Origin of the sequence: Pseudomarimonas arenosa (genome assembly GCF_014841215.1) — a bacterium.
GTDB classification, from domain to species: domain Bacteria; phylum Pseudomonadota; class Gammaproteobacteria; order Xanthomonadales; family Xanthomonadaceae; genus Pseudomarimonas; species Pseudomarimonas arenosa.
In genome coordinates this window covers 25,539-42,573 of sequence record NZ_JACYTR010000014.1, presented here as the reverse complement: position 1 = coordinate 42,573, position 17,035 = coordinate 25,539, and the positions used below count along the sequence as shown (strand labels likewise).

The following is a 17,035-nucleotide window of genomic DNA, read 5'->3' as shown; positions in this document are numbered from 1 at the left end:
CTCTCCAAGAAACCAAAGTCCTGAATTTCCGCGCGCTACCGGCGCAGGATCTGCCAATCCAACTTCGCACCGTTAACCCAGAGTTCCGCGATCTTGCCGATCTCGCCGGTCTCGACCAGTCGGCGCAGGAACTCCTGCCCTGCCTGGGTGTCGCCGATATCAAGCTTGTCGCCGCTGCCGGTCTTGCTGGACCCGCGGTAAACCTTGCGGTGGTAGAAATCGTCCTTCTCCTCCAGGAAGCCCTTCAGCAGCTCATCGAACTCGTCGATCGAACGGACTACAAAGGCCACCCGCTCTTGCATGCTGGCCCTGCCGGTCTGCAGGGTGTGGGCAATGCGCTGCAGCGTGTCCGCACTGCGGTCGGTCCTGGCGAGGAATTCGGGATAGGCGCGCAGGGTCGCGTGCAGGGTCTCCGCGCTGCGCGCCGAGAACACCAGCAGTTGCTCGTTGTCGGTGCTCTCCGCGCTGGAGCCTGAGCCGGGATCGACATATTCCTCAATCACCACGTGCGCGTTCACGCCACCGAAGCCGAAGCTGCTGACCCCGCCAATCCGTGTCTGTCCGGACGGAACCTCCCAGTCGACCGCCTGCTGCGCGATGCGGTACGGCGTGCGTTTGAGGTCGATCAACGGACTGATCGTGTCGCAGTGCAGGCTCTTCGCGATCTTCTTGTGGCGGATCTGCAGGATAAGTTTGATCATGCCGACGACGCCCGCGCCGTACTCAAGGTGTCCGATGTTGGATTTGATGCTGCCGAGGTAACAGGGCGCGGCGATCTGCTTTTCCGCGGTGGCATCGGCGTCGAGCAGTTCCCTGGCAACGGCCTTCAATCCGCTGATCTCGACCGGATCGCCGAGCTCGGTGCCGGTGCCGTGGCACTCGATGTAACCGACACGCTGGAAGTCGATCCCGGCGTCCTCGATGGCACGCAGGATCACCGCGGCCTGGGCGTTGGGATTCGGCGCGGTCAGCGAGGTCGTTCGTCCGCCGTGATTCTCGGCCGCACCCTTGATGACGGCGTAGATGTCGTCGCCATCGCGCTGGGCGGCCCTGAGCGACTTGAGCATCAGCGTACCGACGCCTTCGCCCCGCACATAACCATTCGCTTGGTCGGAGAACGTCTTGCAGCGACCGTCTTCGCACAACATGCCCGATTTGGCGAAGCTGATGTACACATCGGGCGAGAGCAAGGCGTTCACGCCACCGACCAGGGCCACATCGCAGTGGCCTGCGCGGATCGCCTCGATGGCGCGGTGTGCCGCCACCAGCGAACTGCTGCAGGCGGTGTCGATGGGATTGCTGGGGCCGTGCCAATCCATGTAGTAGCTGATTCGGTTCGGCCCCACCGAGGACAAGGTGCCAGTCACCGAATAGGCTTCGACCGGCAGGTGGCTCATCATGGTGGTGTAGCTGCTCGGGCCGGCGCCGACGTAGATGCCGGTGTTGCTGCCCTTCAGCGTGTCGCCGCCGTAGCCGGCATCCTCGATGCATTCCCAGACCGATTGCATCATCAGCCGCTGCTCTGGGCTCATGTAGCTTGCTTCCGCCGGCGAAATACCGAAGAACAGCGGATCGAACTCCTTGATGCCGGGAACGAACGAACCCCAGCGGCTGACACCCGGATAGTCGCGCCAGTCCCAGCGCTCCTGCGGGATCTCGCTGATCATGTCGCGCCCCTCATCGAGCATCCGCCAGAATTCATCGGGGTTGTTCGCACCGGCGATGCGGCAGCTCATGCCGACTACGGCAATGTCTTCATCGCGATAGCTGCTCTGGTTGCGGTAGGCTTCGCGGAATCGGCGGGCGAACTGCGACACCGCGGTGCCATCCGCAACCGCCGACACGGCCGGTGGCGGGACATTCGCCGGCACCTTCGCTGCCGGGGCGGCGGCCTTGGCCCCTCCCAACTTCCTGCTCATTTGCGTCGCGTGGTTCTCGGCCAGGAACTGACTGAAGCGCAGCAGGTTCGACGCCTCGAACATCGCCGTCGGCATCAGATTCAGGTCGTAGACGTTGTTCAGATGCGAGACGAAGCTTGAGATGAGAATCGAATCGAAACCGAAGTTGGTCCAGTCTTCGCTCTCGTTGATCTGATTCGGCTTCATCTTCAGATGCTGCGCCGCCTGCAGGCGCATCTCCTGCAGGATCTCGCGCTGCAGCTTGTCGAGTTCGGCCGAGGAGTGCTGCGGCCGCAGATCCGCCGCGGCGATCTTCGGCGGCGCGAACAGGGCTGCATGGGCATGCTTCTGACCGTAAAGCGGCAGCAGATTGGCGTGCGGCGAGGCAAGGGCCAGACGCAACGCCTTCAGGCCTTCTGCACTCGGTAAGGGCTTGATCGCATAGGTGCGGGCGAGCGTCTGGCGACTGGCGTCGTCGATCTGCATCGTCCCTTCTTCCCACAACGGCCAGTTGATGCCGAGCGAAAGGCCCTGCGCCTGCTGTGCACGCACGCGCGCCGAGCGCGCTTCGATGTAGGCGTCCATGTAGCCATTCGCGGCTGCATAGTCGAACTGCCCGGCGTTGCCGAGCGCGCCAGCGACCGACGAGAACGCAACGAACAGTTCAAGCGGGCAACCGGCGGTGGCGCGATCGAGGTTCTCGATGCCCTGCAGCTTCGGCGCGAGTACCCTGTCGATGGCATCGGCGGTCTTGTGGATCAGCAAGGCGTCGTCGAGCAGCCCCGCAGCGTGCACCACGAGATTGATTCCGCAATGCTCGGCGACGATCTTCTCGACCTCATCGAGCCGGGTGATGTCGCAGCGGCGATGAACCACGTTCGCACCCGCTGCCCGCAGTGCTTCGATGCGCACAGTCTCCGCCTCATTCGGCGCGCGCCGACTCAGCAGAATCAGGGTGCTGCCGGTCGTGCGTTCGGCGATGTCCTGTGCGACCAGCAAGCCCAGCGCACCGAGTCCGCCGCTGATCAACGCGGTGCTGCCGTTGTGCCATTCGAACTCGTTGCCGATGTCAGCGTCGGCATCCTGGTGGGTCAGCGCCATATAGGCGCCCCCCGACTTGAAGCGGACATCGATCTGCGAATGCTCGATCGACACCGTCTTCAACGCCGCCCACAGCCCGCGTGCGGCCTGATTGTGCTCTTTAACGTGCAGTTCAAGGGCCGAGCGGGTCTGCTTGTCCGATGCCAGGGACTGGGCCGCCGCCAGTAGCGCCTTGGTCGTCGCGACGTAGTCGTCGCTCGCCTCCACCACCTGCACTGCGATGTCATCGACATTTGGCGGCGCTGCGTTTTTCCAGACCGGCCGATAGAAGCTCAAGCGATCCTGCTTGGCGTTCAGATCAATCTCGCGGGTCTGGAACCCTTCGATGATTACCCGCACATTGCCCTGCTCATCGGCGGCGACATAGTGCATGCCGTCGGCGCGCTGACGGATATGAACGATCATGCTGTCGGTCAGTGCGCCGACCACCAAGGTGTTCAGCACCGCGAACGGTACGACGTCGGCCTCCGGATTATCGACCAGCGCGAGACCGCTCTGGATGATGCTGTCGAGCGCACCGGCATCCATCACCATGCCGCGCGCAGACGCGCCCGGCAGGCGGATCGTGGCCAGACCCTCGCCTGGGTCGCCGAGGAAGATCTCCTCAACACCACGATGCGACGGACCCAGCTGAACGCCGCGATTCCTGAAGGTCTGGTAGAACGCCGATTTGCTTGGACCGGGACGGGTGATCGCAGCGCTCAGCCGCGCGATATCCAGCACGGGCGCATAGCCCTTGTTGGTCAGGCACTCAGATGTCTTCTGCAACGACACACGGGTCTGGAAATGCACACCCTGCTCGGTGCTCACTTCGACGCCGAACTGAGCTGCAGCGCCCGGATACACCCGCACCGTGACCGTTCGCTTGCCCTTGACCGTCAATGCATTGACGAACACGCTGTCGCTCAGCACGAGCATGGCGTCGTTCCCCGGAGGCGCCGATGCCGCCACCGCGGCGCGGGCGATCTCAAGGTAGGCCATGCCCGGCAGGATCTTCTGCCCCTGGATGATGTGGTCGGCGAGAAACGGCTCGCTGCCATCGAACACGGAGCTGAATTCGCCGACCGGGTAGTGGTTGTTCGCGATCATCGATGCCGAGGTCTTCATGCATTCACCGCCACTGAACGTCGGGTTTGTTCCTTGGTTGCGATGCCCGACGCAGGCGGCAGCAGGGCGCGCAGGTAGAAGTTGCTGATCTTCACCAGCGTTTCGCCGCTTTCACTGAGGACGTGCACGTTGAACATCAGCACGCCGGTGCTCGCGCCGTCGCTGGCGTGGGAACGCTCCGCCAGCACGAGGCAACGCGGCGTCAGCGTGCCGAGGATTTCGATCTCGTCGATCGCAAACGGCAAGTGCGGCACGCCACCTTCGTCGGCAGCCAGCAGGGCCACGACCGTCTGCAATGCACCGTCGATCAGGCAGGGATGCAGCACGTACTGCTCGAATTCCTTCGCCAGGGATGGCTCCAGCACAAGCCTGGCCAAGGCACAGCCGTTGCCGATCGCCACCTCGTCGATCACTTGGAACGTCGGGCCATAGTCGAAGCCGAGGCGCCGGAAGCGCTGGTAGTAACGTTCGCCGTCATGGCTTTCGCCGCAGCGCTGACGCCATTCCGGCAGCGACACCCGCGATGACGACGCCGAACCACCGCGAGCGTCGAAGCATGCCTTGCCTTCGCAATGCACGACGGTCTCGTGTTCGTCGTCGATGGTGGTGACGACGAATTCCACGCTCTCGCCGCTCGCATTTCCTAGTCCGATCCTGAGATCCGGCTGCGGACCGGTCAGCGTTAGCGGCTGAACCCAATAAATGTCCTTGAGCCGGCGTACACGTCGTTCACCAGCGACCGTCGCTGCGATGCAGGCCATTTCGATAAAGCCTGCGCCCGGGAACACCGCCTGGCCCTGGATCCGATGATCAAGGGCGTAGTACTGATCCCCGGCGAGCGCGGCATCGAAGCGCACCCGCTCCAGCGTCGAGGCATTGTGCGAGATCAGCGGATGCAAGCGCGACGGCGTGCTCGCTGGTGCCGTCTCGATCGCGGCGAGGTCGACTGCCCAATGCCGATCGCGTGCGAACGGATAGACCGGCGCGCCAGCGGCCGGCCACAGCGTCGCGCCGACTGAATCCTGCAACAACTGCCAATCGACTTTGCCGCCCTGGGTCCAGAACTCGGCCAACCCGGCGAGATCGGCGGCGGCGCACAGCGCTTGCATCTTTTCGCGCTGCTCGCGCGCGGTGCGGCCGACCGCTTCGCCCCCACCTTGCCACAGCCGTGCCGTGCGGGAGAGACCGATGTCGGCGTCGAGCCAGCGCTGCAGGGTCTGCCGCAGTTCCTGCACACTGCCGACGATCAGCGCCAGCCGCTGGGGCATGGCCTCGCGGCCGATCTGCCCGGTGCGGCACAGCGCCGCGAGATCGCAGCCGGGATTGAGCGCGAGAAAATCGACATACCGACCGGCGTATTCGCGCAGGCGCTCGATGGTCATGGCCGACAGCACGAACAGCGATGAGCCGGACACTGCGGTAGACGCGTCGGCGGAGGTTACCGATTCCGGAGCAACATATTCCTCCAGCACCGCGCAGGCGTTGACGCCGCCGGCACCGAATGCGTTGATCAGGGCCCGACGCGGTGCACCCGCCGGGGCATCCCAGGCACTCAGGCCGGTCTGCAGCACGCACGGCGAGCGGGCGAAATCGATATCCGGATTCACCACCTCGGCATGGATGCTCGGCGCGATCTGCCGGTGCTTGAACTGCATCAGGATCTTGGCGATGCCGGCAATACTGGTGGCGGACTCGGCGTGGCCGATGTTGGCCTTCAGCGACGCCAGTGCGCAGAACCCGGTGTCGGCCGTCTGCTGGGCAAAGGCCTGGGTGATGGCGGCGACTTCCAGGCTGTCGCCCATTCGCGTGCCGGTGCCGTGGCCTTCGATGAAACCGATGCTGCGCGCGGGTACGCCGGCCTGGGCCAACGCTTGCGCGATGACCTGTGCCTGCGCGTTCGGGTTGGGCGTGGCGTAGCCGCTGGAACGGCCGCTGTGGTCGTAGGCGCTGCCGCGAATCACGCCGTAGATCCTGTCGCCGTCGCGTTCGGCCAGACGCAGCGGTTTCAGTACCAGGGTGCCCACGCCTTCGCCGGGGATGAAGCCATCGTCGCCGGCACCGTAGCTACGGCAGGCATCACCGAGCGCGAGCATCCGACGATGGCAAAACGAATGGTACTTGGCCGGATGCAGATACAGGTTGACGCCGCCAGCCAGCGCGAGCTGGCACTCGCCGCGGCGCAGGCTTTCGCAGGCCAGATGCACCGCCACCAGCGACGACGAACACGCGGTGTCGACTGGAATGCTCGGGCCCTGCAGATCCAGGGTGTAGGAGACGCGGTTGGCGATCGACCAGGGCATCGCGCTGGGCGTGACCATGCGCCCCTGCTGCCAGGCTTCGGGTGCCAGCATCTGATAGGAGTTGGTGGTCACGCCGACGTAGACGCCAACATCGGCGCTCTTGCCTTTCGGGTAGCGCTGCTTCAGGCGTTCGCGCGTGTAGCCGGCGTCTTCGATCGCCGACCAGGCAGACTGCAGGAAGCGGCGCTCCTGCGGGTCGAGGATGTCGGCTTCGGCATCGGCGATGTTGAAGAAGCCAGCGTCGAACTTATCGAAGTCCTGCAGGAAGCCGCCGCGCTTGCAATAGATCTTGCCGTGCTCGGACTGCGCCGGGTCGGGGTGGTAGAACGACGCCGCATCCCAACGGTTCGCGGGCACCTCTTCGATGAGATCGGTGCCGGCGCGCAAATGCGCCCACAGCGCCTCCATATCGTCGGCCTGCGGGAACGAGGCATGCACGCCGATGATGGCGATCGGCTCGGCATGCGTGTGCGCATTTAGCGCAGGGGCAGCCACCGGCGGCTGCGTTTGCCTGTCGCTGGATGGGGCGGTCGATGGCGTGGCATTGGTCGTGTTTTCGGCAGCGCTGACGACGCCTGGTGTCACGCCCTCGCCGGCGAACTTCACGGTTAGCGCGGCCGTCGCTTGATCGACCAGGTACGCGGCCAACTCGTCCACAGTCTCGTATTCGTACATCAGGGTCTTCGGCAGATCGCCGAGGTCCTGTTCCATGGCGGCGTGGAAGCGACCGATCATGATCGAGTCGAAGCCGAACGCCTCGAAACGCTCTTCGATCTCGATTCGGTCGAGCGGAATCCTGGTTTCGGCATGCACCAGCCCGCACAGATAGGCGCGGGTCTGCGTCAGCAGAACCTCGCGGTCGATTGCCGCCGCGCCGGCCGGCTCGTTCGACATGACTGCCCTGGACGGATCGCAGTAGGCGGCGATTTTCGAGGGATAGCCGTACAGCGACAGCGCGCGCGATAGACCAGAACGCAACAGCATGTTCCAGTAATCGAAACCGATCTCGGTCGGCAGCGCGCACAGCCCGGTCTTTTCTTCGGTACGTCGCAGACCAGCCGCAGACAGTTGCATACCGCCGGCCAGCCAGTACGGCCAGCCGATCGACAGGGTTTTGCCGTAGCGCGTGCCGCGCGCCCGGGCGACTTCGCGATGGTCGGCGAACGCGTCCATGAAGGCGTTGGCGTAGGCGTAGTCGGTCTGGCCGACGTTGCCGAAGCTGCCAGCGCCCGAGGAGAACAACACAAACAGATCCAGCGGCTCTTCGGCGGTGAATCGGTCCAGCTGCAGAGTGCCCTGCACCTTCGGCGCCAGCACCCGGCGGAACTGTGCGTGGTCTTTGCGGATCAGCAGCGCATCGTCGTTGACGCCGGCGCTATGCAGCACGCCGTTCAGTGCGCCGAAGCGCGCCTTGATGTCGGCGATCAGTGTGCGCGTCTGCTCCGCATCGGTGATGTCCGCCTGCAGATACACAGCTTCTGCGCCGAGCGCACGCAGTTGTTCCAGCGCTTGCTCGCCGCGTGCGTCGAGTGTCGAGCGCCCGCTGATGGCCAGCCTGGCGCGGTAGTGTTCAGCCAGATGGCGGGCGAACAGGCGGCCCAGACCGCCAAGGCCGCCGGTGATGAGGTAGGTTCCGCCGTGCTTGAGCGGCATCGGCCCGGCCGTCGCGTGTTCCGGCGACTGCAGCGCCAGCGCGCGCACCGAGCGCTGGCCCGCCGCGCTGCCCTGCGTCCGGTAGCGGACTTCGGTTTCGCGCTGCGGCGCGGCCTGCAGTTCGTCGATCAGCGCCGTTACGGTGTCGATGACGCTGGTCGCGGGATCGATGTCGTCGTGCTCGATCGACAGCACGCGGCCGTGATAGCGATTGTTCTCCAGCGCCAACGAACGGTAGAAGGCCGCCAACGCTTCGCAGGGCGCAGTGTTGGCCTCGGCGCTGGCGTGGAAGAACGACACGAACGCACACGGCGCCTGCTGCGCGCCGGCACCGGCTAGCGCCCTACACAAGCCAAACAGTGCATCGATCCCTGCATGCAGGGCGCGTTCGATAGCTTCGTCGGTCGTCCGCTGCGGCGACAGGCGCGCGGCGTTGGCATTGTGGATCACCCGGGTCGGCGTACGGCCCTGGTGTCTCAGCGTGTCCAGCAGCGACTCGAACTGCTGCGGCTGAGTGGCATCCACGCAGTAGTGATCGGCGGCGTCCTGGCGGAAGGCATCGCCCAGACGGACGAGTAAAATGGTCTTCAGCGGCGACGCGATGTGCAGGCGCGCCTGGATCTGTTCGAACAGTTGATCATCGGTGTCGATGATCAGCAGCACGTCGTCGGGCCCGAACGCGGCGAGCGGCGCGGGTAACGCGGCGTCCCGCCAGACCGGCGCATAGCAGGTCGACCGTTTCTCTTCCTTGCCCAGCGCAGGCAGCGGCGCAGGCACGGCTGGCGTTGCGGCAGGCGCACGGTCGCCGGCCTGACCTGGGATCGGGGCAAGGGATGCAACCGGCCGTGGCCAGTAGCGTTCCTTCGCGAAAGGATAGCCCGGCAAGCCGTGAAGACGCTGCGGCAGGTGGTCCGGGTAGAGTGACGGCCATTCGATCGTCGCGCCCTGCGCCCAAAGCGCGGCGAGCTCAGCCGACCGACGCGGGCCGTTTCGCCGCAGCAGATCGGCCGCCTCTTCGGTCGGAATCACGGCATCCTGGCTGCGCGACAGCGTGCCGCGATGGCTGGCGCCGCCGGAAGTCGACAGAAATTCGCGCAACTGCATGCGCAGTTCGTCAACCGAATCGACGACGAACGCGCAGCGCTCGCGCATCGCGTCGCGCCCGATCTGCAGGGTGTAGGCCAGATCGCGCAATGCGATCTCCGTGCGCTCGTCAAGGAACGCGAGCAGATCCTGTGCCATCACCATGAGCTGCGCTGCGCTGCGAGCGGATAGCGGGACGATGCAGGGCGACGCATCTATTGGCGCGGCCGCGCCCGCTGAACGCAGCGCGGGCAGGTACTCTTCGATCACTACATGGGCATTGGTGCCACTGAAGCCGAATGCACTGACCGCTGCGCGACGCTTGCGACCCGCCAGCGGACGCCAGTCGTGATGGGTCCGGCTGAGGTAGAACGGCGAGGCGGCGAAGTCGAACATCGCGTTCTCGTGCCGCAGGTTCACGTTCGGGGCCAAGGCCTTGTGGCGCAGGCTCAGCAGCACTTTGTGCACGCCGGCAACGCCGGCCGCGCCTGAGGTGTGACCGAGATTGGTCTTGACCGCGCCCAGCGCGCAGGCGTTCTTGCCGGCGCCGTGCTCCTTGAACACGGTCGACAGCGCTTCCAGTTCGATCGGGTCGCCGAGCTTGGTTCCGGTGCCGTGGGTTTCCACGTAGTCGATCGACGAGGCGTCGATCGCGTAGCGGCGATAGGTGTCGCGCAGCAGCTCGATCTGGCTGTTGACGCTGGGCGCGGTGATGCCGTTGGTCTTGCCGTCCTGGTTGATGCCGGAGCCGATGATCACGCCGTGGATGCTGTCGCCATCGCGCTCGGCGTCGGACATACGCTTCAGTACCACCGTACCGACGCCCTCGCCCGGCACGAAGCCATCGGCGCTGTTGTCGAAGGTCTTGCACTGACCGTCGTGCGCCAGCATGCCGGCGCGGCACATGCCCTGGTAGGACTCGGGAATCAGGTACAGGCTCACGCCTCCGGCGAGCCCCATGTCGATTTCGTGGTTCAACAGCGCCTGGCAGGCGAGATGGATCGCGACCAGTGAGGACGAGCACGCGGTGTCGACAGGAATCGCCGGCCCTTTCAGATTCAGGTGATAGGCAATCCGCGCCGCGCCGATCGCGAAGCTGTTGCTGGTCGTTTCGATGTTCTGCGGATTGCCCTTGGCCAGCAGGAACGAGTACTCGCTGCTCATAATGCCCATGTAGACGCCGCACTTGCGCTCGCTCAGCGCGGCGCCGGCATAGCCGGCGTCCTGGAAGGCGCGATAGCCTTCCTGCATGAACAGGCGATGCTGCGGGTCCATGACCTCGGCTTCGGACGGCGAGATCTGGAAGAACATCGGGTCGAAATGCTCGGCGCCATCGAGCATGCCGAGCCACTTGCAGTACACCTTGCCCGGTGTGCCGGGCGTCGGGTCGTAATACGCATCCACGTCCCAACGTTCCGGCGGAATTTCGCGGATCGAGTTGCGACCCTCGGCGAGGTTGCGCCAGAGCTGGTCGAGATTGTTAGCGCCGGGATAGCGTCCGGACATGCCGACAATGGCGATCTTCTCGTCGTTGCGCGGCTCTGCGACCGCGGGCCGCGCCTGAGGCGCGCGCGAACGACGCTGAAGGACGATGCCGTCGCCAGCGGACACCCGCGTTGCCGCCGTCACCGGCATTTCGCGCTGCGCGGCGGGCGCTGACACGGAGGCGGATTCAGGACGCGCGGGCGCCTCAAGCGCAGGCGCGGGAACGGCCGGTTGTGGACGCGATGCGAGTTCGCCCTGAAGGAAACGGGCCAGTGCCTGGATGTTCGAATAGTCGTAGACCCGGGTCGCCGAGACCTCAAGTCCGTAGGTCTTGTTGATCGCCTTCACCCATTCCACGCCGACGATGGAGTCCAGCCCCAGGTCGACGAACGAGCGCTCGTCGTCGATCGCGGCTTCGTCCAGGTACAGCGCCTGCGCCAAACTCAAACGCAACGACCGCTTCAGCGCATCGAAGTCGACGCCGACGACGGCCGGCGCGACGGGCGCGGGCTGCGCGGTCGGGGCAAGCTGTACAACGGCAACAGCAGGCTCGGCGACCGCAGGTTTAACCGGCTCGGGCGCAGCGGCTGCCGGCGACGCCTGCACGCTGGCCGAGCGCGCGACGGCCCGCTCGGCTGTCACGGTCTGGGCTGGCACGGCGCTCAACTGGCTTTCGACCAACTGGCTTTCGACAAAGGCAGCCAGCGCCGCCAGATTGCTGTAGTCGTAGACCCGGGTCGCGCCGATTTCCAGACCCAGGCCCTTGTTTATGTTCTTGACCCATTCCACGCCGACGATCGAATCCAGACCCAGATCGACGAAGGGACGGTCCTCGTCGATGGTGGCTTCGTCGAGATACAGCGCCTGCGCCAGCGTACGCTTGAGGAAACCGCGGACGTCCTGCGCGGGCGGTGCGATGCGCGGTGCAGCGGCGCTCGGTGATATCACGCCCCTTAACACCTCGTTCGACGCTGCCGCATTGCCCGTCGGCACGACGGGCACGGCCGCGGTCGTGGCCATCGCAGTCGGCATCGTCGCGGCCAGTGTCGTCGCATTCAGCATGGGCAGACGCGAAGCGTTCGGCTTCGGCAGCAGACAGCCGAAGTTCGCCGGCACCGCTGCCGGTGCCGGCAGCGCGATGGCAGTGGGCTTTTCCAGCACCGGCGTGGCAACGAATGCGGCCAGTGCGGTGTCTACAATCTGCGCGGGCGACATCGCACCGGCCTGCGTCGGCAGCAGCCGGCCGCGGCCCTGCGCGTGCACGTACTCGTGTTCGCCTTCGCCACTGAAGATGTCGAATTCGATGCTGTCATCATCGCCGGATGGGGTCAGCGCGATGTGCAGCGGGGTCGCACCATCGACCATGAAGGACGAGGCGAAACACACGTCGCTCAGATCGACCACCGCGGTGGCGGGCGACGCGCGCCTGGCACAGGCGATGGCAGCGCGCGCCATGTCCAGCAGCACCGACGAGGGCAGCTGCGCGCCGGCGCTGTCGGAGACGACGAACGGCGCGTCCGGCTGGAACAGCGACGTGTAGCGCAGCTGTTCGAGATCGGAGGTGTTTTCGTGCAGCAGCGGATGCAATGCGTTGCCGGCGGTCGCGCGCGACTCGGTACCGGACGCGGCGCCCGTTGCGGTGATGTGGGAGAACATCCCCTTGATCGGATCGATCCAGTATTTGTCCCTGGCGAACGGATAGGTCGGCAGATGCATGCGCGACGGCGTCTGCTGTCCGTGGAACTTGCGCCAGTCAAGATCGAAGCCTTTCGCCCACAGCTCGGCCAGCTTGGCCAGCTTGCGTTGCGCGATCCATTTGCCGAGGGCTTCCTCGTAATCGGGATCGGCAGCGAATAGGCCCAGCATCTCGCGGTGCGCCTTCAGGTTGCCGCGATAGGCGCCGTCGACCGCGGCAGCGGCCGCGCCGGCATCGACGCATGTGCGCAGCAACTGCTGCAAGCGGTCAACGGAATCGACGACGAAAGCCAGTCGCTCTTCCATCGGCTCACGCCCGACCTGCAGCGTGTACGCCAAGGCAGCGAGATCAATCCGCTGACCCGCTTCCACGGCGTCCTGCAGGAAGGCCAGCAGGTTCCGCGCCGCCTGCAGCAGCTGCTCGGAGCTGCGCGCGGAGAGCGGCACGATAACCGGCATACCCGTCTGCACAATGGGCTGCACGATGGGCTGCGCATTCTCGGCCGGTTCTTCGATGACGAAGTGCGCGTTCGCGCCGCCGGCGCCGAACGAGGACAGGCCGGCGATGCGCGGCATGCGCCTGCCATCGACCAGCGGCGCGTCCCACTCGCGCAGCGACTGGTTGACCTCGAACGGCGTGCTGGCGAAATCGATGTTGGGATTCAGCCGCTGCGAATGCAATGACGGCACAATCTGACGGTGGCGCATCTGCAGGATGAGCTTGGTCAGCCCGGCGATGCCTGCCGCCGATTCGCAGTGACCGATGTTCGACTTGGCCGAACCGATCAGGCAGAACCCCGCGTCCGCGGTGTGTTCGCGGAACGCCTTGCTAAGGGCCGCGATCTCGATCGGATCGCCCAGCTTGGTGCCGGTGCCATGCGCTTCGATATAGCTGATCTGACGCGCATCGACGCCGGCATCCTTCAGCGCCGCCGAAATCACCGCGGCCTGTGCCTGCGGATTGGGCACCGTGTAGCCGTTGGTTTTGCCGCCGTGGTTCAGCGCGCTGCCGCGGATCACGGCATGGATGGCATCGCCATCGCGCCGCGCGTCAGACAAGCGCTTCAGCACCACTACACCCACGCCTTCGCCCGGAATATAGCCGTCGCCGCCTTCGCCGAAACTCTGGCAGTGGCCGTCGCTGGAGATGAATTGCCCCGCGCTCAGCATGCTGTACTTGTCGGGGTGGATGCTGAGATTGACGCCACCGGCCAACGCCATATCGGTGCGGCCCAGCTTGAGATCCTGACAGGCCAGATGGATCGCGGTCAGCGATGACGAGCACATGGTGTCCAGCGTCATGCTTGGTCCGTGCAGGTTGAGCACGTACGACACCCGGTTGGCGATGCTGGCCAGGCTGCCGGAACGGTTGTACTCGCCGTACATCACCCCGGCATACACGCCGACCTGGCCGGGCAGGGTGTCGCCGTGCGACATCTGCAGACCCTTGCGCGAATAGCCCGCATCCTCCATCGCCATCCAGGCGTGCTGCAGGAACAGCCGCTCCTGCGGGTCGATGTAGGGCGCTTCACGCGGCGAGACGTTGAAGAACTGTGCGTCGAACTCATCGACGCCGGTGATGAAACCGCCCCACTTGCTGTAGTGCCCGGGCTGTTCGCGGTCGCTGCTGTAGTAGTCCTGCCAGCGCCAGCGCGACTCCGGAATTTCGACCACGCAGTCCTTGCCGTCGCGCAGATTGCGCCAGTAATCCTGCAGCGTTTCGGCTTCCGGGTAGCGCCCGCTGAGCCCGACGATGGCGATAGGCTCGGATAGCGCGCGCTCGGATGTCATGTGCGGGGACGGCGCGCGGCGCAGCAGGCCATCGGCCTTGGGGCCCTGGCCCTTGCCGCGCAGCGACGGCCGCGCCTCCGGGCGCGCCGCGGCGGGCACTGTTCGTGGAGCCGGTGCGGCCGGCGCGATAGCGCTGGCCGGCGACGTCTGCTCAACGGCCGGCGCCAGCAGCGTCTGCAGCGGAGCCCGATAGGCCTGCGCCAGATGTTCGCCCAGCGCCGCGACCGTCTGATACTCAAAGAACAGCGTCTTCGACAACGGACCGAGATGTTTTTCGAGCTGGGCGGTGAGGCTCATCGCCAGGATCGAATTGATGCCGTAGTTTTCCAGTGCCTCGTGGATATCGATCTGCGCCGGCGCAAGCTTCAGCAGCGGGGCGAACTCCCTGCGCAGGAAATCGCGGATCTGCGCCGTCAGCTCGCTGCTGCCGTTGCCGGAACCGACCACCGCATCTATGGAAGCGTCGCCCGCTGTAACATCGAACTCGCGCGTCGCGAGCGCCTGTGTGGCCTGGCGTGTCGGCGCACGGCGCGGCGCAACGGCCGCCGGCGCATCGAACAGTCGGCGCAGCCGGCCGCCTTCGCCCTCAACCGTCAGTGCCTGCGCATATTCGGACGCCAGCATCCGGCGGAACACCGCGATACCCGACGCGCTGCGCATCGGCAGCATGCCAGTCTGTGCCTGCAGCAGGCGCACGCCCTCGGCATCCGGACGCATGCCGCCCTCGTCCCACAGCGGCCAGTCGATCGTCAACGTCTTGCCTGATCGCTGTCCTTGCAGGACGCGCGCCTGGCGGAAGGCTGCGAACGCGTCGAGAAAGCCGTTGGCGGCCGCGTAATCGGCCTGCCCGACATTGCCGAACACCGAGACGCCGGACGAGAACAGCGCAAAGAAATCGAGATCCGCATTCGCACTGGCGTCGTCGAGATGCCAGCTGCCGCGCACCTTGGGCGCCAGCACCGCGGCCACATCGTTGACGGCCTTTTTCACGATCAACTCGTCGCTGCGCGCACCGGCGCAGTGCAGCACGCCGCGCAGCGCACCGAGGTCACCGATCGCATCGATGACGCGACGGCATTGTGCAGCATCGTCCAGGTCGAGCTGGCGATACTGCAGCCGATCGCCAAACCCAAATGCGTCCAGTCGCGCGGCAATGTCGGCGTTCGGCGCCGAGCGCCCGGTCAGCACGACCTGCGCGCGTTGTGCATGCTGGAGGATGTCGCGAGCGAACAGGCCGCCGAGACCGCCGAGGCCGCCGGTGATCAGGTAGACCCCGTTTTCCCGGTAGGGCGAGTTGCCCAGGTCGCCGACCGTGGGTTCCTGAGGCAGGAGTGTCCAGTCGAGCGTGCGCAATCCTGCCGCGCACGAGAGCAGGGGCGAGCGCTGCGGCTGCGTGGCGGCTTCGGCCAGATCGGCAGCGAGCGCTTCCGGCGTCGTCTGTGCCTGCACTACCAGGAGTTGCGTGGTGAGCGCAGGGTGCTCCAGCGCTGCGGTTCGCAGCATGCCGCCCAAGCCGGTCAGCAGCCGCCCTTCCGCGCTATCGGTAATCACGCATTGCAGCAGCGTCGCTTCGCCGTCGGTCTGCTTCAGTGCATTCTGCAAGTGTTCGAACACCTGCAGCGCGATGGCCTCAAAGCGCAGCGCTGGATGTGCGGAATCGGCTGCCGACAGCGACTCCACCACGCTGCCCGGACGCAGGGCCGACAGCGCGGCGCAATCGAGGCCGACATCATCACAAAGCAGCACCCGCAGTTGCGCGAAGTCTGGCGTGCCGATCGATGCGGTTCGGCGCGGGCGCGGTTCGCTCCATTGCGGCACCGCGACCAGGGTTTCGACGGTGGAAGGTGCTTGCGCGGCGGCGCTGCCGGCGTCGAAGCGGCGCGCACGGAAGCCGCGCATCTGCACGCAGACCGTGCCGTTCGCGTCGCAGAGATCCAGATCAAGGGTGATCTGCGTCGCATCGTCGGATGAATCATCGACACGGCGCACCAACGCATGCAGTTGCTGCGCGCAGTCGCCGAGCATGCGCAGCGATTCCAACGCAAAGGGCAGCATAGGGTCGGCGGGCGGCGCATCGCGCCCACCCAGTCCGATGGCCGCTTGCAGGGCACTGTCGATCAGTGACGGATGCAGGATGTAGGCGGCGTTGTCCTCGCCGGCCAGCGCGTCAGGTAGCGCGAGATCGGCCAGGACCTGGCCGTCGCCGCTGTCCAGGGCGAGGATGCCGCGGTGCGCCGGGCCGTAGTCGATGCCGATCTGCGCGTACCGCCGGTAGACCGCGTCGGCATCCCAGTGTTCACGGCGCATCGCGTCGCGCAGTGCGGCCAGATCCAGCGCCGCTGCGTCGCCATCGTCAAACCGGTAGTTCTCAGGATCATGGAAGCGCACGCGGCCGGAGACGTGATCGATGCGCTGCCCGGTGTCGGTTTCGCTGAACACGCTGAATGCGAGTACATCCTCGTCTGCATCGAGTTCGATCAGCTCGAGTTCGATAAAAATCGCGCGCTCGCCTTCGACCGCGAACGGCGATAGCCACAGCACGTTCTCGAATGCAATCAGCGAGGTGGTTGCAAGCTCGGGTACCGCATCGGCGACCGCCGCGCGGGCCATCTCCAGATAGGCGACGCCCGGCAGTACGGCGACAGTGGCGCCCGTGGGCATCCTCACCCGATGGTCACGCAGGAAGAACTCATTGCCGCTCAGCTGGGTGCGGTAGCGCTGCCGGGTCAGGGTCGAGACATTCAGATGCAGCAGCGGATGCAACCGCGCTGGCGTTGCCCGACGGCCGGAGAACTGCCGAATCAGCTCCAGCGCGCTGGCCTTGCCCAGACGCCTGCTTTTCAGCTCGGTAACGATGTATTCGACGAAATCCACCATGCCATCCGTTCTCTCAAGTCCTTAACGCCTTTCCCTACCCTTCAA

At 65.6% G+C, this 17,035-nt stretch carries 2 protein-coding genes; both read right to left on the bottom strand.

Annotated features, from left to right (window positions below):
- Window positions 1–35 precede the first annotated feature (35 nt).
- Window positions 36–4,106, bottom strand: coding sequence for an SDR family NAD(P)-dependent oxidoreductase (locus tag IFO71_RS09080; protein ID WP_192029317.1), 4,071 nt, complete (start codon window positions 4,104–4,106; stop codon window positions 36–38).
- A complete protein-coding gene (locus IFO71_RS09075) occupies window positions 4,103–16,987 on the bottom strand; it encodes an SDR family NAD(P)-dependent oxidoreductase (protein WP_332309352.1) in 12,885 nt (4,294 codons plus the stop codon). Before IFO71_RS09075 ends, IFO71_RS09080 begins: the two co-directional genes overlap by 4 nt.
- Between the last annotated feature and the right edge of the window lie 48 nt (window positions 16,988–17,035).

What these genes read in the sequence shown, in the direction of transcription:
- IFO71_RS09080 (WP_192029317.1), bottom strand. Translation starts at nt 4,106, where the DNA reads ATGAAGACCTCGGCATCGATGATCGCGAACAACCACTACCCGGTCGGC.